This window comes from Sphingobium nicotianae, assembly GCF_018603885.1.
In the GTDB taxonomy this organism is placed as follows: Bacteria; Pseudomonadota; Alphaproteobacteria; order Sphingomonadales; family Sphingomonadaceae; genus Sphingobium; species Sphingobium nicotianae.
In genome coordinates this window covers 69443-95266 of the sequence record NZ_JAHGAW010000007.1, presented here as the reverse complement: position 1 = coordinate 95266, position 25824 = coordinate 69443, and the positions used below count along the sequence as shown (strand labels likewise).

28 protein-coding genes are annotated in these 25824 nt (G+C 65.2%); 17 read left to right on the top strand and 11 right to left on the bottom strand.

What is annotated here, in order from left to right:
• Positions 1-46 precede the first annotated feature (46 nt).
• Positions 47-544: a hypothetical protein gene (locus KK488_RS11650; RefSeq protein WP_214623697.1), complete on the bottom strand. Its 498-nt coding sequence runs from the start codon at positions 542-544 to the stop codon at positions 47-49.
• A gap of 122 nt (positions 545-666) precedes the next feature.
• On the opposite strand from KK488_RS11650, the gene KK488_RS11645 reads away from it, so the two are divergent.
• Entirely contained in the window at positions 667-1338 is a 672-nt protein-coding gene (locus KK488_RS11645; protein ID WP_214623695.1) for a glutathione S-transferase family protein, read from the top strand.
• Positions 1339-1416: 78 nt separating this feature from the next.
• Here the strand turns inward: KK488_RS11645 and KK488_RS11640 are convergent, their stop codons facing one another.
• Positions 1417-2583 carry a GGDEF domain-containing protein gene (locus KK488_RS11640; RefSeq protein WP_214623693.1) on the bottom strand — a complete coding sequence of 389 codons (1167 nt, stop codon included), beginning with the start codon at positions 2581-2583 and terminating at the stop codon, positions 1417-1419.
• Between the two features lie 420 nt (positions 2584-3003).
• On the opposite strand from KK488_RS11640, the gene KK488_RS11635 reads away from it, so the two are divergent.
• The 7 genes from KK488_RS11635 (at position 3004) to KK488_RS11605 (ending at position 9840) form a co-directional block, all read left to right on the top strand.
• The gene (locus KK488_RS11635; protein ID WP_214623691.1) at positions 3004-5955 is read left to right on the top strand and encodes a M16 family metallopeptidase; all 2952 of its coding nucleotides are present in this window, start codon (positions 3004-3006) and stop codon (positions 5953-5955) included.
• A 108-nt stretch (positions 5956-6063) separates the two neighbouring features.
• Positions 6064-6648: a NifU family protein gene (locus tag KK488_RS11630; RefSeq protein WP_214623688.1), complete on the top strand. Its 585-nt coding sequence runs from the start codon at positions 6064-6066 to the stop codon at positions 6646-6648.
• 47 nt (positions 6649-6695) lie between these two features.
• Positions 6696-7337 carry a tRNA (adenosine(37)-N6)-threonylcarbamoyltransferase complex dimerization subunit type 1 TsaB gene (gene tsaB / locus KK488_RS11625; protein WP_214623686.1) on the top strand — a complete coding sequence of 214 codons (642 nt, stop codon included), beginning with the start codon at positions 6696-6698 and terminating at the stop codon, positions 7335-7337.
• Complete coding sequence (locus tag KK488_RS11620; RefSeq protein WP_214623684.1) at positions 7334-7819, top strand: GNAT family N-acetyltransferase; 486 nt, start codon at positions 7334-7336, stop codon at positions 7817-7819. The genes tsaB and KK488_RS11620 overlap by 4 nt, the downstream gene beginning before the upstream one ends.
• A gap of 124 nt (positions 7820-7943) precedes the next feature.
• On the top strand, positions 7944-8363 hold the full coding sequence (locus KK488_RS11615; protein WP_214623682.1) for a Ros/MucR family transcriptional regulator: 420 nt from the start codon (positions 7944-7946) through the stop codon (positions 8361-8363).
• 136 nt (positions 8364-8499) lie between these two features.
• A complete protein-coding gene (locus KK488_RS11610; RefSeq protein ID WP_214623680.1) occupies positions 8500-8928 on the top strand; it encodes a Fur family transcriptional regulator in 429 nt (142 codons plus the stop codon).
• A 159-nt stretch (positions 8929-9087) separates the two neighbouring features.
• Positions 9088-9840 (top strand): lysophospholipid acyltransferase family protein, encoded by a 753-nt coding sequence (locus KK488_RS11605; protein ID WP_214624023.1) that lies wholly within the window; start codon positions 9088-9090, stop codon positions 9838-9840.
• A 35-nt stretch (positions 9841-9875) separates the two neighbouring features.
• On the opposite strand, the gene KK488_RS11600 is transcribed toward KK488_RS11605, so the two are convergent.
• Positions 9876-10052 (bottom strand): hypothetical protein, encoded by a 177-nt coding sequence (locus KK488_RS11600; protein ID WP_214623679.1) that lies wholly within the window; start codon positions 10050-10052, stop codon positions 9876-9878.
• Between the two features lie 177 nt (positions 10053-10229).
• On the opposite strand from KK488_RS11600, the gene miaB reads away from it, so the two are divergent.
• On the top strand, positions 10230-11567 hold the full coding sequence (gene miaB / locus KK488_RS11595) for a tRNA (N6-isopentenyl adenosine(37)-C2)-methylthiotransferase MiaB (protein ID WP_214623677.1): 1338 nt from the start codon (positions 10230-10232) through the stop codon (positions 11565-11567).
• Here the strand turns inward: miaB and KK488_RS11590 are convergent, their stop codons facing one another.
• Entirely contained in the window at positions 11568-12854 is a 1287-nt protein-coding gene (locus KK488_RS11590; RefSeq protein WP_214623675.1) for a chloride channel protein, read from the bottom strand.
• A gap of 200 nt (positions 12855-13054) precedes the next feature.
• Between KK488_RS11590 and KK488_RS11585 the strand changes: the two genes are divergently transcribed.
• Positions 13055-14095: a rod shape-determining protein gene (locus tag KK488_RS11585; protein WP_214623673.1), complete on the top strand. Its 1041-nt coding sequence runs from the start codon at positions 13055-13057 to the stop codon at positions 14093-14095.
• A gap of 298 nt (positions 14096-14393) precedes the next feature.
• Here KK488_RS11585 and KK488_RS11580 read toward each other — a convergent pair whose 3' ends face one another.
• Positions 14394-14750, bottom strand: a complete 357-nt coding sequence (locus KK488_RS11580; RefSeq protein WP_214623672.1) for a hypothetical protein — start codon at positions 14748-14750, stop codon at positions 14394-14396.
• Between the two features lie 250 nt (positions 14751-15000).
• Here KK488_RS11580 and KK488_RS11575 point away from each other — a divergent pair, with 250 nt between their 5' ends.
• Genes KK488_RS11575 through KK488_RS11565 form a run of 3 tightly spaced genes read left to right on the top strand, consistent with a single transcriptional unit; the run spans position 15001 to position 17482 of the window.
• Complete coding sequence (locus KK488_RS11575; protein ID WP_214623670.1) at positions 15001-15996, top strand: PhoH family protein; 996 nt, start codon at positions 15001-15003, stop codon at positions 15994-15996.
• Positions 15989-16528, top strand: a complete 540-nt coding sequence (ybeY, locus tag KK488_RS11570; RefSeq protein WP_214623669.1) for an rRNA maturation RNase YbeY — start codon at positions 15989-15991, stop codon at positions 16526-16528. The genes KK488_RS11575 and ybeY overlap by 8 nt, the downstream gene beginning before the upstream one ends.
• A gap of 24 nt (positions 16529-16552) precedes the next feature.
• Positions 16553-17482, top strand: coding sequence for a hemolysin family protein (locus KK488_RS11565; protein ID WP_214623667.1), 930 nt, complete (start codon positions 16553-16555; stop codon positions 17480-17482).
• A gap of 305 nt (positions 17483-17787) precedes the next feature.
• Here KK488_RS11565 and KK488_RS11560 read toward each other — a convergent pair whose 3' ends face one another.
• From KK488_RS11560 to yajC, 6 genes are all read right to left on the bottom strand, one after another.
• Positions 17788-18345, bottom strand: coding sequence for a 3'-5' exonuclease (locus tag KK488_RS11560; protein WP_214623665.1), 558 nt, complete (start codon positions 18343-18345; stop codon positions 17788-17790).
• A 243-nt stretch (positions 18346-18588) separates the two neighbouring features.
• Positions 18589-18942, bottom strand: a complete 354-nt coding sequence (locus KK488_RS11555) for a type III secretion system chaperone family protein (protein ID WP_214623663.1) — start codon at positions 18940-18942, stop codon at positions 18589-18591.
• Positions 18943-19020: 78 nt separating this feature from the next.
• Positions 19021-20298 carry an aminotransferase class V-fold PLP-dependent enzyme gene (locus tag KK488_RS11550; RefSeq protein ID WP_349356880.1) on the bottom strand — a complete coding sequence of 426 codons (1278 nt, stop codon included), beginning with the start codon at positions 20296-20298 and terminating at the stop codon, positions 19021-19023.
• A gap of 79 nt (positions 20299-20377) precedes the next feature.
• The gene (locus tag KK488_RS11545; protein WP_214623662.1) at positions 20378-20755 is read right to left on the bottom strand and encodes an Mth938-like domain-containing protein; all 378 of its coding nucleotides are present in this window, start codon (positions 20753-20755) and stop codon (positions 20378-20380) included.
• Between the two features lie 27 nt (positions 20756-20782).
• Positions 20783-23353 (bottom strand): protein translocase subunit SecD, encoded by a 2571-nt coding sequence (gene secD, locus KK488_RS11540; RefSeq protein ID WP_214623660.1) that lies wholly within the window; start codon positions 23351-23353, stop codon positions 20783-20785.
• A gap of 7 nt (positions 23354-23360) precedes the next feature.
• A complete protein-coding gene (gene yajC, locus KK488_RS11535; RefSeq protein ID WP_214623658.1) occupies positions 23361-23696 on the bottom strand; it encodes a preprotein translocase subunit YajC in 336 nt (111 codons plus the stop codon).
• Positions 23697-23931: 235 nt separating this feature from the next.
• Here yajC and KK488_RS11530 point away from each other — a divergent pair, with 235 nt between their 5' ends.
• The 4 genes from KK488_RS11530 to KK488_RS11515 all read left to right on the top strand — a co-directional run bounded on the left by KK488_RS11530 (position 23932) and on the right by KK488_RS11515 (position 25742).
• The gene (locus KK488_RS11530) at positions 23932-24381 is read left to right on the top strand and encodes a helix-turn-helix domain-containing protein (protein WP_214623657.1); all 450 of its coding nucleotides are present in this window, start codon (positions 23932-23934) and stop codon (positions 24379-24381) included.
• A gap of 50 nt (positions 24382-24431) precedes the next feature.
• Positions 24432-24782 (top strand): hypothetical protein, encoded by a 351-nt coding sequence (locus KK488_RS11525; protein ID WP_214623655.1) that lies wholly within the window; start codon positions 24432-24434, stop codon positions 24780-24782.
• Between the two features lie 92 nt (positions 24783-24874).
• Positions 24875-25273, top strand: coding sequence for a hypothetical protein (locus tag KK488_RS11520; RefSeq protein WP_214623653.1), 399 nt, complete (start codon positions 24875-24877; stop codon positions 25271-25273).
• The gene (locus KK488_RS11515; protein WP_214623651.1) at positions 25260-25742 is read left to right on the top strand and encodes a hypothetical protein; all 483 of its coding nucleotides are present in this window, start codon (positions 25260-25262) and stop codon (positions 25740-25742) included. Before KK488_RS11520 ends, KK488_RS11515 begins: the two co-directional genes overlap by 14 nt.
• The last annotated feature ends 82 nt before the right edge of the window (positions 25743-25824 follow it).

Genomic DNA, 25824 nt, shown 5'->3' with positions numbered 1-25824 from the left:
TGGATTCGAGGAGGTCGCCCGGGGCGGCCTTTTTTTTGCCTGTCCTTCATTGCCCGCCGTTGCGCGGCGGCGTTTGAGGCAGAGCAACCGCGACAGACGGGGCAACAATCGGCGGTGGCCCTGCGGGGCTGGCGAGGAAGGCGGCGGGCTCTGCCGAACCGGGCGGATCGCCTCGCCGCACGGCGGTGCCGGGCACCTCGCGCCGCGCGGCGGGCGCGGGCGACTCTTCCGCATGATAGGGCGGCAGCGGCGCGGTCGACGCGATGGCAACATTCCCGCCGATAGTATCGTTATAGGGGGATGCGTCGCATCCGGTGCAGTCGTAATGGCTCGGCCCGGCGATGCGCGCGGCGATGTCAGGATCGGGGTCCACGGCGTGGGTCGGCGCTGCGTCCGCCATCAACGGACTGCTGTAATTGGCCAGTTCGTCCGCGCCGCTGAGCTTGGGCCCCCGCGCCACGAAATTGCCGAGCGTGACCCCGGCGGTCCCGCCGAAGAGCGAGATGGCACCGACGATGATCAAGCGGCGAAGCGCGACCTGCATGAACTCTTCCTAGCGCTTTTGCCCTCACAACGCGACAGCCGGAAAAAGGAGCCAGCCGCCGCGCCCGCCCAGCACCATTATGCGCTTTGCGCGGAAGCGGCGTGCGACTATTGAGCCACGAAATGTGGCATCTTCATCAGTTCACGCTCTGCCCCTTCTCGCGCAAACTGCGCTTCCTCATGGCGGAAAAGGGCATCGTCTATGAGCTGGTGCGCGAATCGCCTTGGGACGCGCGCGATGAGTTCCTCCATCTCAATCCTGCCGGCATGACCCCGGTGCTGGTCGCCGAAGACGGATCGCCGCCACTGGCCGACAGTCAGGCCATCTGCGAATATTTCGAGGAAACGGTCGACCAGTTCCCACTCATTTCCGGCTCGGCTTTCGCCCGTGCGGAAATCCGGCGCCTCGTCGCCTGGTTCGATCAGATCGTCTATCGGGACGTCGTCGCCCCCCTGCTCAACGAGCGGATGATCAAGCGCATCGTCTCGCGCACCTCGCCCGATGCCGGCGCTCTGCGCGACGCAATGCGCAAGGCGAACACCCACATGGATTATATGGATTATCTGCTGGATCATCACAGCTGGATGGCCGGCGGCACGATGAGCCTCGCCGATGTCGCGGCGGCTGCGCATATCTCCGTCGCGGATTATCTGGGCGGGATCGACTGGGAAGGCCACAGGCCCACCAAGCGCTGGTATGCCGGCATCAAATCGCGCCCCTCCTTCCGCCCGCTCCTCGCCGAGCGCATGGAAGTGGTCACGCCTCCCAAATATTATGATCAGCCGGATTTCTGACGACCCCACACGTCCATCTTCCTGAAGGAAGCCGGATCGCGTTCGGAGGAGCCCCAGCTCCAGCCGGGTGACGGATCTTCAGTCTTCCGGGCTTTCACTCGCAATATAGACGCGATTGCGGCCATGTTCCTTGGCGAGATAGAGCGCGCGGTCGGCGGCCTTGAGAGCATCGCGTGGTTCGTCATAGGCAAAGACATCGGCCACGCCGCCGGAAAACGTCACCTGATCCATGCGCTCGCCGGTCTTGCGATCGACGAGATTGCGCTCGGCCATGTCAGCGCGGGCATCGTCGACGATCTTGGCGGCGTCGGAGACGGTCAGGCCGCGGAACAGCATGACGAATTCCTCACCGCCATGACGCGCGACATGCGCCTTGTCGCCCGAAATCCTGGCAAGCAGACCGGCAATGAACTTGAGCACGCGATCGCCCGCGTCATGACCATGTCGATCATTGATGTTCTTGAAATGATCGATGTCGCAGAAGGCGACGCTGAGCGGCTCGCCATTCTCGCGCGCGAGGACGCTTTCCTCGCGGATCGTATTCTCGAAAGCGCGACGATTGGGCAGGCCCGTAAGATGATCCTGCTCGGCCGCCTTGCGTGCGTTTTCCAGATTCTTCTGGAGCAGGCGCGTCTGCTTCTGCCCCTCACGCATCCGCGCCTCGACCTCGCGGGTCTTCTCGATCATGCCGCGTGTGAGCGAGACCAGATTGCTGATGGTATCGCTGCCGGCGGCATCCTTGGTGAGTTCGGCCGCCTGCTTCTGCAAGGCTGCGCCGAAATCCTTGGCGGAATTCCGAGACTGATCGGCAATGCCGGTAAGCTGATCAAGATTGGCCTCGACCTTGTCCAGCATGTCACCCAGCGTATCGGGTGTCATTTCCTCGGCACGCTGCTCGGCGATGATCTGCTCGGCAATGCCATTGGTCAGGCGCCCCTTGTCATGGAGAATGGCACGAACGGCTTTCTCGATCGCCAGGTCGTTGCCGGTGATATAATCGAGCGCCAGCCCAAAATTGAGGGGGGTCAGGTCGAGGTCGTGGGCGAAAAGAAAGCTGCCAATATCGTCGTAAAGCCCCCTGCGGCGCTCGATCTCGCGGCGGGTGTGGGCATTGCCGGTTTCCCGGGCAGCAGACGGCCTGGGCGAACTGGCCGGCTCCGGATCGGCATCCGAAATGCCGAAGATCCGGCCCAACTTGGCCAGTTTCCCACCAAAACCATCAGACGACGCGTGAGCGGCGGACATTCGTAGTCTCCTCCAATGGCAATGTTATAAGGAGCCGTGGTAAACAAAGACTTGAGCTTGAGATGATTTTACCCGCGGCGAGCGCCAGTTTTGCGCGCGTTCGGGCAAACCGCTGACGGAAATCGGCTTTGTCGCTGATTTAAGTGGAGAAACTTCACCTTCCATTCATTGCTTCACGCCATGCCGGTCTCTCGTCCGCAGAAGGAAATGCACAAAATGCGCAGTTTTCCGGCCAGTCATGCGAGGTTCAGCCGCACACTGCGACGATCGCCTTTCCCTGCCGCGCGGTTTCCGACCGCGCCGTCGCTTCCCCTCCGCAAGGATGCGTATGACCACCGCCCGTCAGCCCGACCGATCGTTTCGACGGCCCGCCGGGCGTTTCCATGTGACGTTGCCCGCGATCGGACCTAGACTAGTCTCATGACCACCAACTTCGCCGCCCGTCGGCTGCTTTCGGCCGCGCTCGCGCTCGCCCTCATCGGCTCACCGCTCACCGCGCAGGTCTCGGCGTCCGCCGCGCCTTCCGCCGCATCGGCAACGCCGCGCCCCTGGTTCTATGAGCAGAGCGACGTGCCGATGGACCCCGCCTGGCACTTCGGCGAACTGCCCAATGGCCTGCGCTACGCCATCCGCCGCAATGACGTGCCCGCCGGCCAGGTGTCGGTCCGCGTCCGCGTCGATGTCGGTTCGCTGATGGAGGAGCCCGCCGAAGCGGGCTTCGCGCATTTCATCGAGCATCTCTCCTTCCGCGGCTCGCGCGACGTGCCCGATGGTGAGTCCAAGCGCATCTGGCAGCGCCTCGGCGCCACGTTCGGCAGCGACACCAATGCGCAGACCACGCCGACCGGCACCACCTATGCGCTCGATCTGCCGCGCGCCAACGAGGCCGGCATCGACGAAAGTCTCAAGATCCTCGCCGGCATGCTCTCGCAGCCCAACATCGCCAAGGCCCCCGTCGAGGCCGAGCGCGCCGTCGTGATGGCGGAACGGCGCGAGGGCCTGAGCCCGCAGTCGCGCGTGGGCGACGAGATCCGCAGCTTCTATTATGCGGGCCAGCGGCTCGGCAAACACAGCACCATTGGCACGGAAGCGACCCTTGCGGCCGCCACGCCCCAGGCGCTGAACGCCTTCCACGATCGCTGGTACCGGCCGGACCGCACCGTCATCGCCATTTCCGGCGCGATGGACCCGGCCTTGCTCGAAGCCAAGATCAGGGCGCATTTCTCCGGCTGGAAGGCGCAGGGTCCGGCAACGCCCCTGCCCGACTTCGGCAAGCCCGATCCCAGAGCCCCGGCCACCAAGGTCGTCGTCGAGCCGAGCGCGCCCTACACGGTCGGCCTCGCCTATCTGCGGCCCTGGACGTTCAACGCGGACACCGTCGCGTTCAATCAGGCCCGCCTCGCCGACATGGTTGCGCTCGAGCTGATCAATCGCCGGCTCGAAGTCGCCGCCAGTCAGGGCGCAAGCTTCCTCCAGGCCAGCGTCGCGCTGGACAACAGTTCGCGCTCGGTCAACGCGACCTATGTGACGATCGTCCCGGTCGGCAACGAATGGGAAAAAGCGCTCAAGGAGGTGCGCGCGATCGTCGAGGACGCACGCAAGACGGCGCCGAGCCAGACCGACATCGACCGCGAGTTCTCCGGCATGCAGGGCGAATATGCCGCCCTGGTCGCCAGCGCGGACATCGAGGGCAGCGCGCGGCAGGCCGAGGATCTGGTCAGCGCGGTGGACATTCGCGAAACGGTGGTCTCGCCTGCCACGCAGCTCGAGATCTATCGCTCGGCGCGCAGCTACATGACCCCCGACAAGCTCCTCGCCTCGACGCGCCGCCTGTTCTCGGCAAGCGCGGTGCGCGCCCTGCTCAGCCTCAAGACGGCGCAGCCCAATGCCCTGGCGCGTCTTACCACGGCGCTCCGCGCGCCAGTCCAGGCGGCCACCAACGCGCGGCTGGGCGACAAGGCCGTGACCATGGCCTCGCTGCCCGCGCTCCCCCCGCCGGGCAAGGTGGTCTCGCGCACCCCCGTCGGCATCATCGGCATCCAGAACATCGCGTTCGACAATGGTGTCCGCCTCCTGTTGGTGGGCAACAAGGCGGAGCCGGGCAAGGTACATGTGAAGGTGCGCTTCGGCCATGGCCGGGAGAGCTTCTCGCCCAAGCAGGACGATGCCCTCTGGGCGGCGCCCTTCGGCATCGCGGCGAGCGGCATCGGCGACGTCGACCAGCGCGGACTTGCCGAGCTGATGAACGGCCGCCGCCTCGGCTTCGATTTCGGCATCGACGACGACGCCTTCACGCTGAGCGCGACCAGCAGTCCGGAGGACTATGCCGATCAGCTGCGGCTGTTCGCGACCAAGCTCGCCTTCCCGCGTTGGGACGAGGCGCCGCTCAAGCGTGCGATGGCGGCGCTCGAAGCCGGCTATGACCCGGTGCCCGGCTCGGCATCCGACGCGATCGAGCGCAATCTCGACTGGATGCTGCGGGACCGCGACGGCCGTTATTCCCCCGCCGCCCCCTCGGACCGCGCCGCGCTCACGCTCGACAAGTTCAAAGCGCTCTGGGCGCCGCGCCTCGCCTCCGGGCCGATCGAGGTGCAGATTTACGGTGACGTCGATACCGAAGCGGCCATTCAGGCCGTCGCCGCCACCTTCGGCGCTCTGCCCAAACGAGAGGATCTGCAGCCCCCGCCGGAAAACCGCGCGATGCATTTCCCTCGCCCGGTCTCCTCCCCGGTCCTGCTGAGCCACACCGGCCCCAGCGAACAGGCCGCCGCGATCATCGCCTGGCCGACCGGCGGCGGCACGGCGCGCATCCGCGAAAGCCGCCAGCTCGAAATGCTCGCGCGCCTGATCAGCGATCGCCTGTTCGAGAAGCTCCGCTCGATCGACGGGGCCGCCTATACCCCGAGCGCCAGCAGCATCTGGCCGGAGACATCCGACAGCGGCGGCTATCTGTTCGTCCAGACCCAGCTCAAGCCCGATCGCATTCCCTATTTCTTTCAGCTGATGAACGAGATTGCGGCCGATCTCGCCAGCAAGCCGGTCACCCAGGATGAGCTGGATCGCCAGGTCGAACCGATCCGCCAGCTGCTCAACCGCGCGGCCTACAGCAATGCCTTCTGGATGAGTCAGCTGGAGGGCTACACGACCGACCCCAGGAAGCTCGGTCTCGCCACCAGCCTTGCGCGGGATCTGCTCGACACGACGCCGGCCGACATTCAGGCGCTGGCGGCGCGCTATCTGGTGCCGGGGCAGAGCTGGTCGGCGATCGTGCTGGCGCGGGGCATGCCGGTGCCGCTGATCACCAAGCAGCAGACCGCATCCGGCCCCGCCGCGCAAGCCGCGGGTGGCAGCCCGGCACCTGCATCGCACTGAACACTTGCACCGGGGGCCCCGACTGACCAAATGGGCAGCAGCAAGCGCTGCGTGTATAACAACACGCAGGCATATGCCTTCGGGCATCCTCAGTGCGAGTAGCGACAGATGTTCATCGAGACCGAACAGACCCCCAATCCCGCGACCCTGAAATTCCTTCCTGGGCGCGCGGTCATGGCATCGGGCACCCGCGATTTCGCCAACGCGGACGAGGCCGAAGCCTCACCGCTCGCCGAAGCCCTGTTCAATCTCGGCGATGTCACCGGCGTCTTCTTCGGCCGCGATTTCGTCTCGGTGACGGCGGCGCCCGGCGTCGCCTGGAGTGATCTGCGCACCGATGTCGTCTCGATTCTCCTTGATCATTTCTCGGCGGACATGCCGCTGTTCCGCTCCGGCAGCGCGCATGACATCCATGTGCCGGCCGACAGCGACGACGCCCCCGTTGCCGGCGACGATCCGGCCGATGCCGATGTCATCGTCCAGATCCGCGAGCTGATCGACACGCGCGTGCGCCCCGCCGTCGCCAATGACGGCGGCGACATCATCTATCGCGGCTTCGAGCGCGGCACGGTGTTCCTCAAGATGCAGGGCGCCTGCGCCGGCTGCCCTTCCTCGACCGCGACGCTCAAGAACGGCATCGAGCAATTGCTCAAGCATTATGTGCCCGAAGTGACGGAAGTCCGCGCGGTCTGATCGGCGATTTGCGGGGGGATGGCTCTGGCGACGGGACGGGCAAGCGCATGAACGAGCGCCTGCTGATCATCGATTGCGCGACTCCGATGCTGTCGCTCGCCCTGTTCGATGACGCCCACTGCATCGCCAGCCATCATGAAGAGCTCGGCCGCGGCCATGCCGAGGCCTTGCTCCCGCGCATCGCCGCACTGCCCGGTGGCGGCCGCTGCGATCGCATCCTCGTCGACGTCGGCCCGGGCAGCTTCACCGGCGTGCGGGTCGGCCTCGCCGCCGCGACCGGCCTCGGCTTCGCCTGGCAGGTGCCGGTCCAGGGCTATGGCTGCCTCGATCTCATCGCCGCGATGGCCCGCGCACGGCACGCGCCTGCTGAACCGTTCGCGGTCGTCATGGTCGGCGGCCATGGCGAGCTGTTCTGGGCTTTGAACTCGGACGACGGACCCCTGACCGTCCAGTCGAGCCCGATCGCCCAGCTCGCGGATCAGATCGACGCCTCTTTGCTGGTCGGTTCCGGCGCGCAGATCCTGATCGACGCCGGCGCGCGCGGTCGGGCCATTCCGCTGCTCCCGGATGCGCGCGACGTCCTTCTCCTGCCGGATGCCCTGCGCGCGCTGCCGCCCCGCCCGGTCTATGGGCGCGGCGCCGATGCCAAGCCGATGGCTGGGGTGTCGCCGGGGGTCGCCGCGTCATGAGCGAAGGCCCGCTCCAGATCGTCGTGCGGTCCGACGGCGACGAGCAGGAAATCGCCGCCGCGATGCGTGTCATGATCGCCGCCTTTCCCCCGGAATATGGCGAGGCCTGGTCGATGCCGCAGTTGAGCGGGATGATGCGCCTGCCCGGCTCCCTGCTCGCCGTGGGCCGGCTCGACGATAAGCCTGTCGGCTTCGCGCTGTTGCGCAGCATCGCGGGTGAATCGGAGTTGCTGCTTCTCGCGGTCCATCCCGATCATCGCGGCCACAATCACGGTCGGCGTCTGCTCGATCGCTGCATGACCGAAGCCGAGAGCAGCGGGGCCCAGACAATGTTCCTGGAAGTCCGCGCCGGCAATCCGGCAATCCATCTGTACAGCAAGGCAGGATTTCGCCAATATAATCAACGACGCGATTATTATGTCGGCAGCAATGGTTCCCGTCATGATGCACTAAGCTTCAAGATCATTTTGGGACATGATTGAAGCTTAGCAAGCAGAGATAGCTTGCCCTTTCTACCGCTGGCGCCTAGAAGCAGCCACCTGATAGTCCTGAAGAGACGGTTCCAGGGTTCGCCAACAACAATACAAGAAATTGAAGGAATCAACTATGTCGGATGCAAACGCTCGGGATGAAATGCTCGTTACATTGACCTCGGATATCGTCGCCGCGCATGTTTCGAACAACAGCGTTGCGGTTTCAGACCTGCCTTTGCTCATTTCGAACGTTTATGGCGCCCTCGCTGGACTCGAGAAGGAAGCCGCGCCGGTGTTGGTAAAGCAGGAGCCGGCAGTGTCGATCCGCTCGTCCGTGAAGCCCGACTTCATCGTTTGCCTGGAAGACGGCAAGAAGCTCAAGATGCTCAAGCGTCACCTGATGACGCACTATCAGATGACGCCGGACGATTATCGCGCCAAGTGGGGCCTGCCCGCCGACTATCCGATGGTCGCTCCCAATTATGCCGAACAGCGCCGGTCGCTGGCCAAGAAGATCGGTCTCGGCACGTCGCGTCGCCGCACGCGCAAATAAGCTTTCCCGCAGATCCCAGCCGGTTCGTAAGGACGCCGTCGGAGCCTGGCACCGGCGGCGTCCCTTCCTGTCGGAAACTTGTCGTACCGACGAATTTGCAGGTTCCAGCGCCTGCAAATTCCGCTACTACACGCGGATGAGCCGGACGATCGACATTGAGGCGCTCTGCGCCGAGCGGGGTCTGCGGATCACCGATCAGCGTCGCGTGATCGCGCGCGTGCTGTCCGAGAGCGAGGATCATCCCGACGTCGAGAAGCTGCACGAGCGCGCCTCCTCGATCGATCCCAACATCTCGATCGCGACGGTCTATCGCACCGTCCGCCTGTTCGAGGAGGCCGGCATCCTCGAGCGCCACGATTTCGGCGACGGCCGCGCCCGCTACGAGCCGGCGCCCGAAGCGCATCACGATCATCTCATCGACGTGGAGTCCGGCAAGGTGGTCGAGTTCGTCGACCCGGAACTGGAGCAGCTCCAGCGCCAGATCGCCGAGAAGCTGGGCTACCGCCTCGTCGATCACCGCATGGAGCTCTATGGCGTCGCGCTGGACCGCGACCGCAAGGACTGAGCAGGGCGGCAAGTCGTTCACTTTTGCCCTTCCCCTTTCGTCATTCCCGGGAACGCGGGAATCCAGTAGCAACATCGGTTCTGGATTCCCGCATGCGCGGGAATGACACGATGGGAGAGGAACGGATATGATCTGCGAGAGCAGGACAGGTCGGTGATCATGACCACCCTGCGCGCCCTGCTCCGTATCCTCCGCCTCGTCGCCCTCACGGCCTATTGCGTCCCGCCGCATCTGCTCGCCAGGCGCCGTCGCCCCTCACCGTGGCCGCAGCGCTTCCTCGGGCGGGCCGCACGCATCGCCGGCTTCGATGTCCGCATTTCCGGCACCCCGCTGCTCCACGATGTCTTCTATGTCGCCAATCATCTGAGCTGGATCGACATTCTCTCGCTCGGCGGGGCGACCGGCTGCGCGTTCATCTCCAAGGATGGCGTCCAGGCGACACCGGTCGTCGGCTGGCTCGCCGCGCAGAACAACACCATCTTCGTCGCCCGCAAGCAGCGCGGCGCGATCGCCGGTCAGGTCGAAGCGGTGCGCGCTGCCGTTGCCCTGCATCAGCCGATCGCGCTCTTCCCGGAAGGGACCACGGGTGACGGCAGCACGCTGCTTCCCTTCAAGCCCGCCCTGTTCGAAGTCCTGCTCCCCCCGCCCCGCGCGATCCGCATCCAGCCTGTAGTGATGGACTATGGCCCCGCCGGTCCCATGGTGGCCTGGAGGGAAGGCGAATCCGGCATCGCCAACGCGCTGCGCGTCCTCGGCGCGAAAGGCCGCCGCCCGCTCACCCTGCATTTCCTCGCACCGTTCGATCCCGGCGATCATCCGGACCGCAAGACCCTGTCGGCCGAGACGCGCGCGCGGATCGCGGCGGCGCTGGCTCGTGAGGCACCCGCAAAATCAGCGGCTGGCCATCGATAACAGCAAATTCGCTGGCGCGCGCCGAGTGCCGGAAATCAGTGCGTGCCATTCTTGCTGCTGCTCTGGCCGTCGATTTTCCGGGCCATGCGCTCATGCTTGATCGCGGCCTCCCGCAGACGACGAGCAAGATATGGGTCGTCTGTGGTATCGGCCTTCAAGCGTGCGACACGAGCAAGTTGCTGATAATATATGGCGTCGCGCAGGTCCGACATGATCGGACATCCTAGCACGGACCGACACCGACCCGCCAACCCCCACTCGCGTACCAATCTGGCACGAACGGATGGGGACTGGAACGACGGCAAGGCCGGGACAGCCGCCACGGGAATTTTCGGCACGATGGCCACGGTGCTTCCTTGTCCGCCTCGTCAGCGATATAGCGCCGCCCCATGACGCAATCCCCTCCCAAGACCTACCACGTCAAATCCTTCGGCTGCCAGATGAACGTCTATGACGGCGAGCGCATGGGCGAGCTGCTCGCCGCGCGCGGCATGACCGCGGCCGACGAGAGCCTCGACGCCGACCTCGTCGTGCTCAACACCTGCCACATCCGCGAGAAGGCGGTCGACCGTATCTATTCCGAGATCGGCCGGATGAAGCGCGAGGACGGAAGTCGCCCGATGATCGCGGTCGCAGGCTGCGTCGCGCAGGCCGAGGGCGCCGAGATCAGCCGCCGCGCCAAGACCGTCGACATCGTGGTCGGCCCGCAAGCCTATCATCGCCTGCCCGGCCTGATCGACGACGCCGTCGCCGGGCGCGCGGCGGTCGATACCGACATGCCCGCCGCCTCCAAGTTCGAGATCCTGCCCGGCCGTGCCCGCCGCACCAGCGCGAGCGCCTTCCTCACCGTGCAGGAAGGCTGCGACAAGTTCTGCACTTATTGCGTGGTGCCCTACACGCGCGGCGCCGAAGTCAGCCGGCCGTGGAACGCGATCCTCGACGAGGCGCGCGCTCTGGTCGATGCTGGCGCCAAGGAAATCACCCTGCTGGGCCAGAACGTCAACGCCTGGACCGGCGAGGACGAAGCCGGCCGCGCCCAAGGCCTGGACGGCCTCGTCCGGGCGCTCGACAAGCTCCCCGGCCTCGCCCGCATCCGCTACACGACCAGCCACCCCAACGACATGACGCAGGGCCTGATGGACGCGCATGCTGAGATTCCCTCGCTCATGCCGTTCCTGCATCTGCCCGTGCAGTCCGGCAGCGACCGCATCCTCAAGGCGATGAACCGCAGCCACAGCCGCGACTCCTATCTGCGCATCATCGAGCGCGTCCGCGCTGCCCGGCCGGACATCGCCCTCTCCGGCGATTTCATCGTCGGCTTCCCCGGCGAGAGCGATGCCGAGTTCAAGGAGACGCTGAGCATCGTCGCAGAGACACGCTATGCCCAGTGCTTCAGCTTCAAATACAGCTCGCGCCCCGGCACGCCGGCCGCCGACATGGACGGCCAGATCGCGCCCGAACTGATGGACGAGCGGCTCCAGCGCCTGCAGGCCGCGATCAACCGCGAGCAACTCGCCTTCAATCAGGCGACGATCGGCAAACGCACGCAAATCCTGCTCGAGCGCAAGGGCCGCCAAGCCGGCCAGCTGATCGGCAAGTCGCCCTGGCTCCAGTCGGTGGTGATCGAAGCGGAGGACGTCGGGATCGGCGATCTGGTCGAGGTCGACATCGTCTCGGCCGGACCGAACAGTCTCACGGGCGCGGTCGTCGCGCACCAGCGGGCCTGATCACGCTACCTTGTCCTGCTGGAACTGCCGCGCCAGGGCGTGGTAGAGCTTCGGCCGGCACACCAGGGCGCTCACCCAATCAGCAATCAGCGCCGTCGCGAAAAGCGGCAGGATCATCGTCCGGTCGGCCGTCATCTCCATCATGATGATCGCGGCCGTCAGCGGCGCCCGCACGACGCCCGTGAAATAGCCGATCATGCCGAGCAGCACGATCGCGCCGGCCGACTGACCGGGGAACAGCGCCGAGATGAGCTGGCCAAGCCCAGCGCCCACGGAGAGCGACGGCGCGAAGATGCCGCCCGGCGCGCCGCTCAGCGCGGTCGCCAGCGTCGCGAAAAAGCGGGACGGGCCGAACAGGATCGGCAGATGCTCTCCCGCGAGCAGCCGCTTTGTCTCGTCATAGCCGGTCCCCCAGCTCAGACCATCGGTCGCGATGCCGAGCGCGGCGACGATCGCCCCGCACAGGATCGCGACCAGCAGCGGCCGCGCCCGGAGTGCGGCGACCATCCTGCGCGGCGAAGCGCTCATCGCGATCAGGCAGCGCGAGAACAGGCCGCCGGCCAGCCCGCCGAGGATACCGGCAACAGGCGCGATCAGCAGCATCGAACGCAGCGGCAGCGCCTGGCTCATCGCGCCAAAATAGACATAGTCGCCCGACAGGCCCAGGCTGGCGAGGCCCGAGATCATGACTGCGGCCATCACGAAGATGGCCACCTTCTGTTCAAAGGCCGATGCCAGCTCCTCGATCGCGAAGGCGACGCCGGCCAGCGGCGTGTTGAAGGCGGCTGCGACCCCCGCCGCGCCACCCGCGATGATCACGCCTGCCGACACCGGCACGCGCAGCCAGCGCTGCACCGCAACCATGATGGCGGCGCTGATCTGCACCGTCGGGCCCTCGCGTCCTGCCGCCCCGCCTGCGAGGAGCACGGCAATGGTCCCCGCCAGTTTCATCACGGCCGTGCGCAGCGACACCAGTGCGCTCGAACCTGCTCGTTCGGGGTTGCGCGCCGCCGCCATGACCTGCGGGATGCCCGAGCCGCGAGCCTCGGGGCACCAGCGCCGGGTGATATAGACGACCAGGCCGAACATCACCGGTGTGAGCAGCGCGGGTGCAGCGGGATGGGCTGCCACGAGACGCAGAAACCAATGTTGCGCGACTTCGCCGATCCTCGCGAAGAACACGGCGGCCAGGCTCAGCAGCACGGCGCCGACGACCGCCGCCATGCGACCGCGCAGCGTCGCATTGTTCACTCTTGCAAGCTGTTGCCGGAGCGATCGGGTCCGCATCGGCGCTTCGATAGGCCGCTAAGCGCGCTCGCACTACCCTTGGCGCGCCCTGGCGCGAAAAAACGGGTGTCGACAATCCGGCGACATGCCCCGTCAATGGATAATCGTCCCCGGAAAACACCGCCTCGCCTCTTTGGGCGATACGTCCCGTCGAACCAGCGCCATTGCAAAATCAAAGAAAAGGGCGCCTGACGACAGATATGAAGTTTTCCCGATTTTTCAGCCTCGCCGGGCATGATCTCGCCATCGACCTCGGCACCGTGAACACACTCGTCTATGTCGCCGGAAAGGGCATCGTCCTCAACGAGCCCTCCGTCATCGCCATCGAGACGATCCAGGGCGTCCGTTCGATCAAGGCGGTCGGCGACGAGGCGCGGCTCATGCTCGGCAAGACGCCAGAGGGCGTGAAGGCCATGCGCCCGCTGCGCGACGGCGTCATCGCGGACATCGACGTCGCCGAGCAGATGATCAAGCGCTTCGTGGACAAGGCGCTGGGCGGCACCAGCCTGCTGCAGCGGCGCAACAACATCGTCGTCGCCGTACCGTCCGGCTCGACCATGGTCGAGCGCCGTGCAATCCGCGATGCCACCTCCAATGCCGGCGCCAGCTCGGTCCAGCTCATCGACGAACCCATGGCCGCCGCGATCGGCGCCAATCTGCCGGTCACCGAGCCGATCGGCGCGATGGTCGTCGATATCGGCGGCGGCACCACCGAGGTCGCCGTGCTCTCGCTGCGCGGCATCGCTTATTCCGGCTCGGTCCGCGTCGGCGGCGACAAGATGGACGAGGCGATCGCCTCCTACGTCCGCCGCACGCACAATCTCATGATCGGCGAGATCACCGCCGAGAAGGTCAAGTGCCAGATCGGCAACGCGATAATGCCCGAGGGACCGGGCGAGATGATGCGCGTCAAGGGCCGCGATCTCGTCAATGGCCGCCCCGCCGAAGTGGCGATCAGCGAGGCTCAGATCGCCGAGGCACTGCGCGAATCGGTCGGGCAGATCATTGGCTCGGTCATGAATGCGCTGGAGGAGACGCCGCCCGAACTCTCCGCCGACATCATCGACGAGGGCATCACCCTCACCGGCGGCGGCGCGCTGCTGCGGGGCATGGACGCCGCCATCGCCGAGGCGACCGGTCTCCCCGTCAAGATCGCCGACAATCCGCTGATCTGCGTCGCCATGGGCGCCGGTATGGCGCTGGAAGACCCGACCTATGACGGCGTGCTGGCAACAGCTTAGCGCGGCTGTAGTCCTCGCTGGAAAGGGGCCGTTGCGAAAGCTCCCCCTCCCCGTCATTCCCGCGAATGCGGGAATCTAGCTGCCACCTTCCATCAACAGGACAACGGGGGAACTGGATTCCGCATTCGCGGGAATGACGAAGAAATGTTTCTGGATGGCGTGTTGCAACGCTCCCCTGCAGGGGAGGGCCAGGCGGCGTGGACAAATTCGAACGACGGCTATCCGGCATTTTCTCCCGGAAGCGGGCAGTCAGGACGCGACGACGTTGCGGACGCCTCGCAGGTCAACAGCGGCTCAATTAGCGGACAATTGTAGGCCCAGAGTTCGTCCTGCGCTTCGCCATTTGCCACCAAAACACGGGCAGAGCGGCAAGCATAATGATTGCGGCCATGTAGAGAGTGACCTGAGGGAATGGGAGGTAGCCAAGATCGGCAAGGGGGAAAGCTGCTGATGGTAGAACTATAAGAAGGGCGAGCCGCAGAAATCCTCTGAACAAAGGTAACAGCCCAACTTGCTCGACCACGCACAGGCAGAGAAACAGCAGCGTTGCAGCCAAATAGGCAACGACCTCGTTGCCGATAGCCAAGGTTAGCCCGCAGACCATCACTGCGAATGTGATGAAGGCCATGGACAGGGCGAAGCGATTACCGATCATCTACCCAACATAAGGAAGGGCGGCATTTCATGCTATTGATTTCAAAAGCCGCCTGTCCGCAAACCCCAACTTTTCAGCCATCCGGCGTGGATTGTCCGCGCTTAAGAGCGGACCATCATTGAAGCGGGAATTCGTCCACGCGGCCTAAGCATCTTTCCCACCTTCCCTCTTGTCCGCCTCCGATTCGCTCTGGCATGAGGGCTTCCGATGACATCAGTCTCCCTTGCGCCCCGCGCACCGAGCCGGCCCAGTGCCTAAGCGTCCCGTTCAGGCGGAGGCTGGCCAGAAAGCCCGGCTCGAACTGGTCTTCGAGAAGCCCTATCTGCTCACCGCGCTGTTCGGCGAATATGACCAGAATCTCGTGGCGATCGAGAACCGGCTTGGCGTCTATATCGCCGCGCGCGGCAACAAGCTGCAGATCGAGGGCGAGGCGGAAGCCGCCGCCCGCGCGCGCGACGTGCTGCAAGGCCTCTATAATCGCCTGGTCGTCGGCCAACAGATCGACAGCGGCGCGGTCGAGGCCGTGATCGCCATGTCGGCCGAGCCGACGCTCGATGGCATCATCCGGCACGACGTGTCCGAGCCACCCAAGGTGATGATCCGCACGCGCAAGAAGACGATCGTCCCGCGCACGGCCAATCAGGGCGTCTATATGGAGGCGCTGGCCCGCAACGACTTGATCTTCGCGCTCGGCCCGGCCGGCACGGGCAAGACCTATCTCGCCGTCGCGCAGGCGGTCTCCCAGCTCATCACCGGATCGGTCGACCGGCTGATCCTCTCCCGCCCCGCGGTCGAAGCGGGCGAGAAGCTCGGCTTCCTGCCCGGCGATATGAAAGAGAAGGTCGATCCCTATCTGCGCCCGCTCTACGACGCGCTCTACGACACGCTGCCTGCCGAGCAGGTCGAGCGGCGCATCGCGAGCGGCGAGATCGAAATCGCCCCCCTCGCCTTCATGCGCGGCCGTACGCTCGCCAATGCCTTCATCATCCTCGACGAGGCGCAGAACACGACGATCGCCCAGATGAAGATGTTCCTCACCCGCTTCGGCGAGGGCAGCCGCATGGTCATCTGCGGCGACCCCAAGCAGGTCGACCTGCCGACGCCCGGCGCCTCGGGCCTCGCAGACGCCGTCGACAAGCTGGAGGGCATCGAAGGCATTGCCGTCACCCGCTTCACGACCGCCGACGTCGTGCGCCACCCGATCGTGGGCCGCATCGTCGCGGCCTATGAGGGGCCCAATGCTTGAGGTCGCGACCGACGCCGGACCGGCCTGGCCCGGCGACACGGACTGGAGCGCCCTTGCGCAGCGGGCGGTCCGCGCCGCCCTCATGCAGACGCCGAACGGCGAGCTGCTCGACAAGGACATCGCCGTTGAAGTCTCGGTCAAGCTTTCCGACGATGCCGAGGTGCAGCAGCTCAACGCCGCCTATCGCGGCAAGGACAGGCCGACCAACGTCCTCTCCTTTCCGATGGTGCAGAGCGATCTCATCGGCGCGCTCGCCAATAGCGACGATGGCGAAGTGCTGCTCGGCGACATCATCCTGGCGCAGGAGACCTGCACGCGCGAGGCGGCGGAGCGCGGCGTTTCGCTGGCCGACCACGCCACGCATCTGATCGTTCACGGTACGCTCCACCTCGTCGGCCATGATCACGAGAATGATGCGGAAGCCGAGGCGATGGAGGAGCTGGAAATACGCGCCCTTGAAACGCTGGGCCTTGCTGATCCATATGGGGATCGCGCGAATGGCCACGCCGGGCCGATCGACGACGCTTCATAGACGAACAGGGACCTGACACAGACCATGGCCGAGACAGCCGCCTCCTCCTCTTCGAAAGAGGGCGACAGTAGCAGCGAAGGCGGCCGAATATGGCGCGGCCTGCGGGCCATGCTGTTCGGGGAAAGTGAAGCGACGAGCCTGCGTCAGGAGCTCGAAAATGTCATCGAGCATCATGAGGAGCAGGAGGATGCGCCGGCCGCGAAGGGCGATCTCGCGCCCGTGGAGCGGCAGATGCTCCGCAACATGCTGCATTTCGGCGAGCATAGCGTCGACGATGTCGCTGTCCCGCGCGCCGACATTGTCGCCATTTCGCAGGATGCCAGCTTCGCCGAGCTGATGGCCCTGTTTGTCGAAGCCGGGCACAGCCGCATTCCGGTCTATGAGGGCAGCCTCGATCATATCACCGGCATGATCCACATCCGCGACGCCTTCGCTATCCTCGCAAAAGGCGAGGCGCATCCGGAGAGCCTCGCGTCGCTGATCCGACAGCCGCTCTATGTACCCCAGAGCATGGGCGTGCTCGATCTGCTGGCCGAGATGCGCGCCAAGCGCACCCACCTCGCCATCGTGCTCGACGAATATTCAGGCACGGACGGCCTCCTCACCATCGAGGATCTGGTCGAGGAGATCGTCGGCGACATCGAGGACGAGCATGACGACGAGCCCGAAGCGATGCTGGTACCGCTGGAAGGCGGCATGTGGGACGCCGACGCGCGCGCCGAGCTGGACGACATTGCCGAGACGATCGACCCCAAGCTGGCCGAGGTGGATTCGGACGTCGACACGATCGGCGGCCTCGCCTTCGTCATCGCCGGCAAGGTGCCGGACATCGGCGAATGCCTCATCCATGACGAAAGCGGCTGGAAGATCGAGATTATCGGAGGCGATTCACGCCACGTGACGCGCGTGCGCCTGCACCCACCGAAACAGGTTGCGGAACGGGCGGAGGATTAGGGCGGTTCATAGAGAACTTGCTTGCGGGAATCCGCGATCTCTTCCTCGTCATTCGCGCGAACGCGGGAATGACGATAAGGGCGACGACCGCCTCCCCTCTCGGTCAAAATGGCTGTCCTACATGCCTGCCAATATGCCAAGGCGGATGGGTTCTTTCTCAGCCCCGCATAATCGCTTTTTCCGATCACGGGACCGGGACGATTTCCCGATTGTCCTATTTTTCCCTGATTTTAAATCCATCCACACCGTGAACTTCGTGACCTTCGCTAGAATATTGCGCGGCGTGATCGACCTGGTCGATCAATCTAGCGGACCGCCGCCAGCCTCGGCATCTCGTCCGGCTGGGCAAGCGGCATGAAATGCCGCACGCGATCGAGGCCGAGTTCATAGAGCAACCGGGCCAGCCAACGGGCATCGTCCTCGGCGCGGTGGCGGCGAGTGCGCTGGACGTCCGCCTCGGCCATGGCGTGGGCCAGCCGGTCGGGCTCGACATCGTGAAATTCCTGAAGGTCCGCAAGGCAATGCACCGGAAGGGGATGCCTGTCGCCCGCCGCGGCGAACAGGATGCGCGACCAGTCGTCGTCGAGACAGCTGTCGGCGATGACCTGGTCTCCGCCGACAGCCGTCTTCAGATAGCGCGCGACCTGCGCGACATCGAGGCCCTCGCGCTCCAGCCGCGCGCGGGAGATGCCGTGCAGGGACTCTGCCTCTGCGCTCCACTGCCAGCCGGCCCAGCTCGCGTGCGGCCGGATCAGCCACGACTGGCTCCAGCCCATTGGACTGGCGATGCCGACCTCGATGGGGAAGGATTGGCCATAGCGCGGAAGGCAGGACGCCTCGAAATCGATGGCAATGAAGGGCATGCGTCTTTCTCCGGCAAACGAGCGGCTCATCTCGCCCCGCTCGGCGCCCCCATCCTCTCTCTGTATCGTCGCAGGACAGCCTTAACGGCTTGTTGATCATCGTCCTGCCCGGTCCGGCGCGAATGATAAGGCTGTAAGGTTAAAATTTGGCGTCAGAGCGGAAGCACCATCCCGCCGTCAGACCGATCCGCCCAGTTCGCGCGAAACGGAGGCTGGCCAGAGCGCCTCATCCGCGTGCGTCGATCAGGCCGTGGCGAGTCGTCCGCGCGCCCTGCGTTGCTCCGAGCAGTCGCTCGAGATGAAATCGGCCAGTGAACCCACCAGCGAGACGCCGGTTGAGACCAGATGGGGCGCGGGAACGGTCAGCGGGAAGGTCCAGCGCCGGCAGGTGCCATGCGCGCAGCTCAGCAGTCGGACGGCGGGATCACGCGCCTCCTCGCCATCGACCGGCGAGGACCAGCTCAGCGCCAGCCCGGTCTCGGTGCGCTCCACCTTGAACGTACCTTCGAGCAGCTCCGTGCCGAGAAGGATGAGTGCCACCGGAATGCCCGCCTTCAGCGCGCGACCGAGCCTGCTGTCCGGAATCCTGGCTGCCATGAGGGGACCTCCCTTCCCGGCGCGGACAATGCTTGGTCAATGCTGTCTGCCCGCTGAACGAGGCTGACTTCCGCTGCGTCAGCGCCGCATTTTCGGGACCAGATCGGCGAGCGCGGCGGCCAGCGCGTCGCATTGCTCCGGCGTCACGAACAGGGCCGGCGTCGCCCGCACGCAGCAGCCCTTCGCGACCTCCGTCCGATGCACGGTGAAGATGCGATGCTGGTCGAGCAGCGCCTTGGCGACCGCGATATTGTCCGCGGCCGAGGTGAGGCCCCGGATGCGAAAGGAGGTCGTTCCGACATGCATCCGTGGATCGTCTGGGGACAGGACGTCGATGCCGTCAAGGCCGCGCACCTGCTTCACCCATCGATCGCGCAGGTAGCGCAGCCGTCCTTCGCGCGGGCCAGTCCCGATCGCTCCCTGGAAGTCGAACGCGGCCGGGACGGTCAGGGCGGCGGCATAGTCGACCACGCCGGTGTGCAGCCGCGCATCGATGCCGGGTCCAGGCTCGTTGGCCATGTCCGGATCGATGGCGTCCTGCCGGTCCTTGCGGATATACATGAGGCCGACGCCGAGCGGTGTGCCGAACCATTTGTGGAGATTGAAACCGGCAAACTCGACACCCTGCGCCGCGAAGTCGAAATCGAGCTGCCCCCAGCTATGTGCCGCGTCCACGATCGCATCGATCCCCCGCGACCGCGCCAGCGCGACGATCTCCCTGAGCGGGATGACCAGCCCGGTGCGATGGCTGAGGTGAGTGAGCAGCACCAGCCGGATCTTCGGGTCGGCATCGAAGGCGGCGGCATAGGCATCGATCACGCCCTGATAGGTGGCCGGCTCCGGCAGTCCGACGCGCCGCACCGTCACCCCGCGCAGCCGCGCCAGCGAGCGCATCGAGGCCTGCGTCGCGTCATAGTCGAGATCGGCATAGAGGACGCTGTCGCCCGGCCGCAGGCGGTTATAGTTGCCGATCAGCGTCTTGAGCGCCTCGGTCGCGTTGCGAGTCAGGATGATCTCCTCCGCGCTCACGCCCAGCTCGGTCGCGACCCGCGCCCGCACCGCTGCCATGTCGGCCACCATGCCGCGCCGGGCATAATAGCTGTTCTCGCGGTTCACCCGCTCGACCTGCCGGTGATAGGCCGCCATCACCGGCCGCGCCATGATCCCCCAGTTGCCGTTCTCCCACTGGATGACCTCGCGGGTCACGTCATACTGGGCGGCGATCGTGCCCCAATAGGCCTCGTTGTCCGGCGCTTTGTCGACCGTGCCCGCCGGCATGGAAGCACCCCCGGCAACTGCGGTCAGGAGAGGCGTGGCGACCGCCCCCGCGATGATGTCCCGTCGACGCAGTGTCACGCAAGCCCTCCGATCCGGTCGCGCTTAGCTAGCCTCGCGATGTGACGCCGCAAATACGCAGTCTGTCCGCGACCGCGCCTTAGAGCGGCATCAGCGCCCCGACGATCTGCCGCTCTTCCTGTCGCAGCACGCCCCAGGCTCGCGCCGCCGCGCGGCTGTCCATCGCCTCCACGCCGATGCCGCGATTCTCCAGCGCCCGCACGAAGGCGCGCGGCGGCTGGACGAGCCCGGCCCCCGTGCCGAGCAGCAGGAACTCTGGCGAGGGATCGAGGTCCAGCAGGTCGCCCAGCAGGGCCGGCGTGAGCAGTGCGATGTCGGCCGGTGCGTCCCAGGCAGTCACCCCGCCGGGATCGATCAGCAACCCGCGCGCGAAGACACGCTCACCGACGCGGAAGCCTCGTCCCGCAAAGCCGGTGATGACCGGGCCACTGGCAATCTCCTCGCGGCGTAGCTCCATGGCTCCGCTCCTAAAACCGTCCGCGCCTCAGCCCTCGTTGCGCGGACCGACCCGCTCGGCGTTGGAGGCGAGGCCTGTCGTCACCTTGCGATCGGTCGGATTGGGCTTGAGGCCCAGCGTGATCAGCAACGAAGAGGAGACATAGACGGACGAGTAGGTGCCGACCACGATGCCGAGCATCATCGCCGCCGTGAAGCCACGCAGCACATGGCCGCCGAAGATCAGCAGCGCGCCCAGCGCGAGCATGATCGTGAACGAGGTCATCACCGTGCGCGGCAGCGTCTCGTTGACCGAGAGGTCGATCAGCGCCTTCATGTCCATCTTGCGATACTTGCGCATATTCTCGCGGATGCGATCGTCGATCACCATCTTGTCGTTGATCGAGTAGCCGATGATCGTGAGCACGGCCGCGACGATGTTGAGGTCGAAGGCCAGCTGCGTGAGCGCGAAGAAGCCGACGGTCATCAGCACGTCGTGGACGATCGCCACGGCAGTCGAGACGCCGAACTGCCATTCGTAGCGGAACCAGGAGAAGATCGCGATGCCGACGATGGCTAGCGCGACGGCGAGCATGCCGTTCTGCACCAGTTCGCCCGAGACCTTGCCGGACACGGTCGAATAGTTGCTGAACTTCGCGCCAGGGAACTTGGCGGCCAGCGCCGTCTTCACCTTTTCGACCACCCGGTCCGTCGCGCCTTCATCCGCCGTGTCCGGCAGCGGCAGGCGGATCGAGACGATGTTCTTGTCGGCAAGCTGCTGGAGCGAGGCTTCGCCCAGGCCCAGCCCGTTCACCGTCGAGCGCACTTCGTCGATCGGCGGCGGCGACGCGAACTTTTCCTCGATCGACACGCCGCCGACGAAATCGACGCCGAGGTTGAGGCCGCGCGCGAAGGTCAGGCCGATCGCACCGATCGTCAGCAGCGCCGTCACAATGAAGGCGATGTGGCGGATGCGCACGAAGCCGATGTTGGTATTATCCGGCACGATGCGCAGCGGGCCCATCTTGATCTGCGTCGGCCGCTTGGCGCGCAGCCAGCGGGTGGCGAGCAGGCGCGTGAAGGTGACGGCGGTGAACACGCTGGTCGCGATGCCGATCAGCAGCACGATCGCGAAGCCCTTGATCGGCCCCGAGCCGAGCACGAGCATGATGCCGCCGGCGATCGCGTGCGTGACGTTCGCCTCGAAGATGGTGCGGCTGGCTTCCTTGTAGCCGAACTCGATCGCCTGGACGACGCTGCGCCCACGCCGCAGCTCCTCGCGGATGCGCTCGTAGATCAGCACGTTGGCGTCGACCGCGGTGCCGATGGTCAGCACGAAGCCGGCGATGCCGGGCAGGGTCAGGGTCGCATTGAGCAGGCCCATCACGCCGAGGATGACCAGCACGTTGATGGTCACGGCGAGGTTGGCATAGAAGCCCCAGCGGCCATAGGTCGCGAACATGAAGAGCGCGACGGCGACGACCGCGAGGATCGATGCGGTGATGCCGGCCTTGATCGAGTCGGCGCCAAGTTCCGGGCTCACCGTCGATTCCTGCACCACCTTGAGCGCGACCGGCAGCTTGCCGGAGCGCAGCGAGATGGCGAGCTGGTTGGCGCTCTCTACCGTGAAGTTACCGCTGATCTGCGCGGAGCCGCCCAGGATCGGCTCGTTGATGTTCGGCGCCGAGAGCACCTTGCCGTCAAGGATCATCGCGAACGGCTTGCCGACATTGGCCTGCGTCGTGCGCGCGAATTTATTCGCGCCCGAGCGGTTGAAGGTGATGGTGACGACCGGTGCATTGGTCTTGGGCTCATAAGCCTGCCGCGCGTCGGTCAGTTCATCGCCCGAAACCATGACCTGCCGCTTGACCGCGATGACGGGGCCGCCGGCCGGGTTGTTGGGATAAGGCACGACCTCGCTGCCGATCGGCGCGATGCCCTTGGCAAGGTCGACGGGATTGGCGGTCGTGTCGACCAGCTTGAACTCGAGCTTGGCGGTCTGGCCCAGCAGCGCCTTGAGGGCACTCGGATCCTGCAGGCCCGGCACCTGCACGACGATGCGGCTGGCACCTTCGCGGATGACCGTCGGCTCGCGCGTGCCCATCTCGTCGATGCGCTTACGGATGACCTCGGTGGCGACCGTCATCGCATCCTCGACCGATTTGGCGATGCCGGCGTCGGTCGGCGTCACGACGATCGTGTTGCCGTCGCGCACCTCGACATTGAAGTCGCGCTGGCCGGTCATGCCGGCGCCCTGGGTCAGCGGCCGGATGCGCTCGACCGCTGCATCAACCTGACTCGGCTCGCGAACCATGAAGGTCAGCTTGTTGTCGCGGGTCGACATCTCGCCGATGGCGATGCGTCCATCGCTCTTGCGCAGCTCGGTGCGAATCTGGTCTTCCATCAACGCGATGCGCGCCTTGGCGACGTCCGATGTCTGCGCCTCAAGCAGCAAATAACTGCCGCCGGCAAGGTCGAGGCCCAGATTGACCTTGGCCTGGAACACTTTGGGAAGCTGCGTCGCAATCCGTTCCGGCAGGAAGCTCGGGACGGCATAGAGGCAACCGATGAGCAGCGTCAGGATGACGGCCCAGATCTTCCAGCGGGGAAAGTCCAGCATGGTCCGGTCAGTCGTTCGCGGGCTTGGCGGTCATCGGATCGATGACATCGCTGAGTGTGCCTTTGACGGCCTTTACCTTGACGCTCGGCGCCAGCTCGACATCGACATAGGTGTCGTCGACGCGAACCACCTTGCCGACGAGACCGCCGCCGGTCACCACCTGATCGCCCTTCTTCACCGCCGCGACCTTCTCGCGATGACGCTTGGCTGCCTGTTGCTGCGGACGAATGAGTAGAAAATAGAAGACCGCGAAAATCAGCGCCAATGGCGCGAACTGGACAAAGGCGGCCATACCAGAGGAACCGGACGGTGCGGCCGCGGCGAGAGCGAGTGTGGTGAACATTGCAGTCCTTGAGTTCAGCGATCAGCGAAGGATGGATCGACCCGTCAGACAGCGGTCGATCGCTTGAGTTCAAGGGCGCGCGGCTAGCATATCCCCTGCCCCCAGGCAACCGACATCGGCAAGCCGTGCCAGGCTGAAACATCGCGGCGGCGGCGTGGCGATTCTCCGGGTTTCGAGCATGGCAAAGATGTAAAAAGGACGTGACAGGTGGGGTTTGCTATTGCCACATAGCATCATGTCGAAGCCGGAAACCATCGACCGCCTTACGGAGCGGCAACGCGCCTGCCTGGAACTGGTCGCCAAAGGCTTCACGTCCAAGGAAATCGCGCGAAAGCTGGGCATTTCGCACAGCACCGTGGACAATCACGTGCTGGCCGCGACGCAACTGCTCGGCGTGGCCGATCGCCGCGAGGCAGGCCGGCTCGTGGCCCAGCTTGGGCAACAATTACCTAGGCAGGCAGCGGGCCTTACCGACGAGGAAAAAACCTCCATTGTGGGGGTGCAGGAGGAATTGCAGCAGCAAATCTCTGCAGGGCTCAAATTGGTGCCACCGATCGGGGGAAAGTTGAATGAGCAGACGCTGGGTCACAAGACCATCCAGATTCTCTCGCTTGCCTTCCTCTCGACCATGGTCGTCATTGCCATGGCCCTGTTGATTTCCGGCGCGTTTAAAGCCTTCCGCTAGTCGCTACAGTCCAATCATCTCTTTGCGCAGCTTTGCGCCGCGGAGGAACCATGTTCAAGATTGAGGAAACCACCGGACTCGTCGTCGCCGAGGATACCAAGACGACGATTTCCGCAATCGACCACGCCATCCTGTCCAAGACCCGCTTGGCCACCTCGATCATCGAGGCGAGCGAACAGAGCGGCCTGCCCATGGCGCAGAGCCAGAAGCTGCTCGAAGGGATGGTGCGCGGTTTCGAACATCTCGTGGCCGGCCGCGCCGACATGCTGGCGGTCGTGCGGCAGCTCACCTCGATCAAGGGCAAGAGCACGCTCGAAGTGACGGACTATGGCTGCCCCAATGGTTTGGAAGAGCGCGTCGCCCATGTTCCGGCGGCGGCCCAGCTCGTCCCGGCAGAGTAAAGACGGCAGGCCCCACCTATGCCGTCGCCAGACAGGATTGCGACCGGACTCGAGGCTATGACTCAATGCTGATCGCAATCCTGTTCTGGTCCATGAGCATTGGTGCGTGTATCTACGCCCTGCTCCTTGGACGCTGGGAGGGCCGGGTGATGACCGCGATCATCATCCTGGCGACCCTGGCGACGATGCAGTTGGAGAATCTGCTGCACCTCCACTATCACAGCACCAACACCGTGGTGCTGGCCGTCGACACCGCGACTTTCATCGCCATGTACGCAGTTGCCGTGAAGAGCCGGCTATGGTGGCCCATCTGGGTCGCCGCATTCCAACTCAACAGCGTGGTCGCCCATCTGGCGACCGTCATCAGCCCCGAATTTTCAGCGCTTGTATACCATGGCTATGAGGGCATGTGGGCAATCCCCGGCCAACTCGTCATGGTCATCGGCATTCACCGCGACCGCGGGTGGACACAGAATTATGACCTCACGTGATACCAAGCTGGGCAGCATCACCGCCCAGGGCCCGACCCTTCCGTTTCTCGATTCGATCCGCCAGCAAATCGCGAAGATCCCGCAGTTCAGTCATGGCGAGGACGGGGCCGTCTTCAACCGGCCCGATCTCGATTATTTCTCGGCTGCGCGCATCTACATCACCTTCAAGGTCAAGCTTGCCGAGCATTTCCCCGAGCGCATCCCCAGCGAGACGTTCGACTTCCTGGTCGACCTCATGGTCCATGAATGGCTCAGCCGTCGTGTCGGCGCCGAGCGGCCGGCCGAATTCGGCGTGCCGCGCTCTGCCGTGCTCACGCCTCGCATCCAGCATGCCATCGCGCTCGGCTTCATCCATCTCGAGGCCGACCTCCACGACGAGGATATGCGCCTCATCACCCTCACCCGCAGCGCCCGGGCGCGCCTCAACGTCTTTTTCGATTATATGGCGAGCTACATCTCGGTGCTGTGAGAGGGGGGGGGGGGGGGGGGGGGGCGCGGCGGGGCGGGGGGGGGGGGGGGGGGGGGGGGGGGGGGGGGGGGGGGGGGGGGGG

Excerpts from the sequence above, each read along its gene's own strand:
- KK488_RS11650 (WP_214623697.1), bottom strand. The coding sequence starts at position 544 with ATGCAGGTCGCGCTTCGCCGCTTGATCATCGTCGGTGCCATCTCGCTC.
- KK488_RS11645 (WP_214623695.1), top strand. The coding sequence starts at position 667 with ATGTGGCATCTTCATCAGTTCACGCTCTGCCCCTTCTCGCGCAAACTG.
- KK488_RS11640 (WP_214623693.1), bottom strand. The coding sequence starts at position 2,583 with ATGTCCGCCGCTCACGCGTCGTCTGATGGTTTTGGTGGGAAACTGGCC.
- KK488_RS11635 (WP_214623691.1), top strand. The coding sequence starts at position 3,004 with ATGACCACCAACTTCGCCGCCCGTCGGCTGCTTTCGGCCGCGCTCGCG.
- KK488_RS11630 (WP_214623688.1), top strand. The coding sequence starts at position 6,064 with ATGTTCATCGAGACCGAACAGACCCCCAATCCCGCGACCCTGAAATTC.
- tsaB (WP_214623686.1), top strand. The coding sequence starts at position 6,696 with ATGAACGAGCGCCTGCTGATCATCGATTGCGCGACTCCGATGCTGTCG.
- KK488_RS11620 (WP_214623684.1), top strand. The coding sequence starts at position 7,334 with ATGAGCGAAGGCCCGCTCCAGATCGTCGTGCGGTCCGACGGCGACGAG.
- KK488_RS11615 (WP_214623682.1), top strand. The coding sequence starts at position 7,944 with ATGTCGGATGCAAACGCTCGGGATGAAATGCTCGTTACATTGACCTCG.
- KK488_RS11610 (WP_214623680.1), top strand. The coding sequence starts at position 8,500 with ATGAGCCGGACGATCGACATTGAGGCGCTCTGCGCCGAGCGGGGTCTG.
- KK488_RS11605 (WP_214624023.1), top strand. The coding sequence starts at position 9,088 with ATGACCACCCTGCGCGCCCTGCTCCGTATCCTCCGCCTCGTCGCCCTC.
- KK488_RS11600 (WP_214623679.1), bottom strand. The coding sequence starts at position 10,052 with ATGTCGGACCTGCGCGACGCCATATATTATCAGCAACTTGCTCGTGTC.
- miaB (WP_214623677.1), top strand. The coding sequence starts at position 10,230 with ATGACGCAATCCCCTCCCAAGACCTACCACGTCAAATCCTTCGGCTGC.
- KK488_RS11590 (WP_214623675.1), bottom strand. The coding sequence starts at position 12,854 with ATGCGGACCCGATCGCTCCGGCAACAGCTTGCAAGAGTGAACAATGCG.
- KK488_RS11585 (WP_214623673.1), top strand. The coding sequence starts at position 13,055 with ATGAAGTTTTCCCGATTTTTCAGCCTCGCCGGGCATGATCTCGCCATC.
- KK488_RS11580 (WP_214623672.1), bottom strand. The coding sequence starts at position 14,750 with ATGATCGGTAATCGCTTCGCCCTGTCCATGGCCTTCATCACATTCGCA.
- ybeY (WP_214623669.1), top strand. The coding sequence starts at position 15,989 with ATGCTTGAGGTCGCGACCGACGCCGGACCGGCCTGGCCCGGCGACACG.
- KK488_RS11565 (WP_214623667.1), top strand. The coding sequence starts at position 16,553 with ATGGCCGAGACAGCCGCCTCCTCCTCTTCGAAAGAGGGCGACAGTAGC.
- KK488_RS11560 (WP_214623665.1), bottom strand. The coding sequence starts at position 18,345 with ATGCCCTTCATTGCCATCGATTTCGAGGCGTCCTGCCTTCCGCGCTAT.
- KK488_RS11555 (WP_214623663.1), bottom strand. The coding sequence starts at position 18,942 with ATGGCAGCCAGGATTCCGGACAGCAGGCTCGGTCGCGCGCTGAAGGCG.
- KK488_RS11545 (WP_214623662.1), bottom strand. The coding sequence starts at position 20,755 with ATGGAGCTACGCCGCGAGGAGATTGCCAGTGGCCCGGTCATCACCGGC.
- secD (WP_214623660.1), bottom strand. The coding sequence starts at position 23,353 with ATGCTGGACTTTCCCCGCTGGAAGATCTGGGCCGTCATCCTGACGCTG.
- yajC (WP_214623658.1), bottom strand. The coding sequence starts at position 23,696 with ATGTTCACCACACTCGCTCTCGCCGCGGCCGCACCGTCCGGTTCCTCT.
- KK488_RS11530 (WP_214623657.1), top strand. The coding sequence starts at position 23,932 with ATGTCGAAGCCGGAAACCATCGACCGCCTTACGGAGCGGCAACGCGCC.
- KK488_RS11525 (WP_214623655.1), top strand. The coding sequence starts at position 24,432 with ATGTTCAAGATTGAGGAAACCACCGGACTCGTCGTCGCCGAGGATACC.
- KK488_RS11520 (WP_214623653.1), top strand. The coding sequence starts at position 24,875 with ATGAGCATTGGTGCGTGTATCTACGCCCTGCTCCTTGGACGCTGGGAG.
- KK488_RS11515 (WP_214623651.1), top strand. The coding sequence starts at position 25,260 with ATGACCTCACGTGATACCAAGCTGGGCAGCATCACCGCCCAGGGCCCG.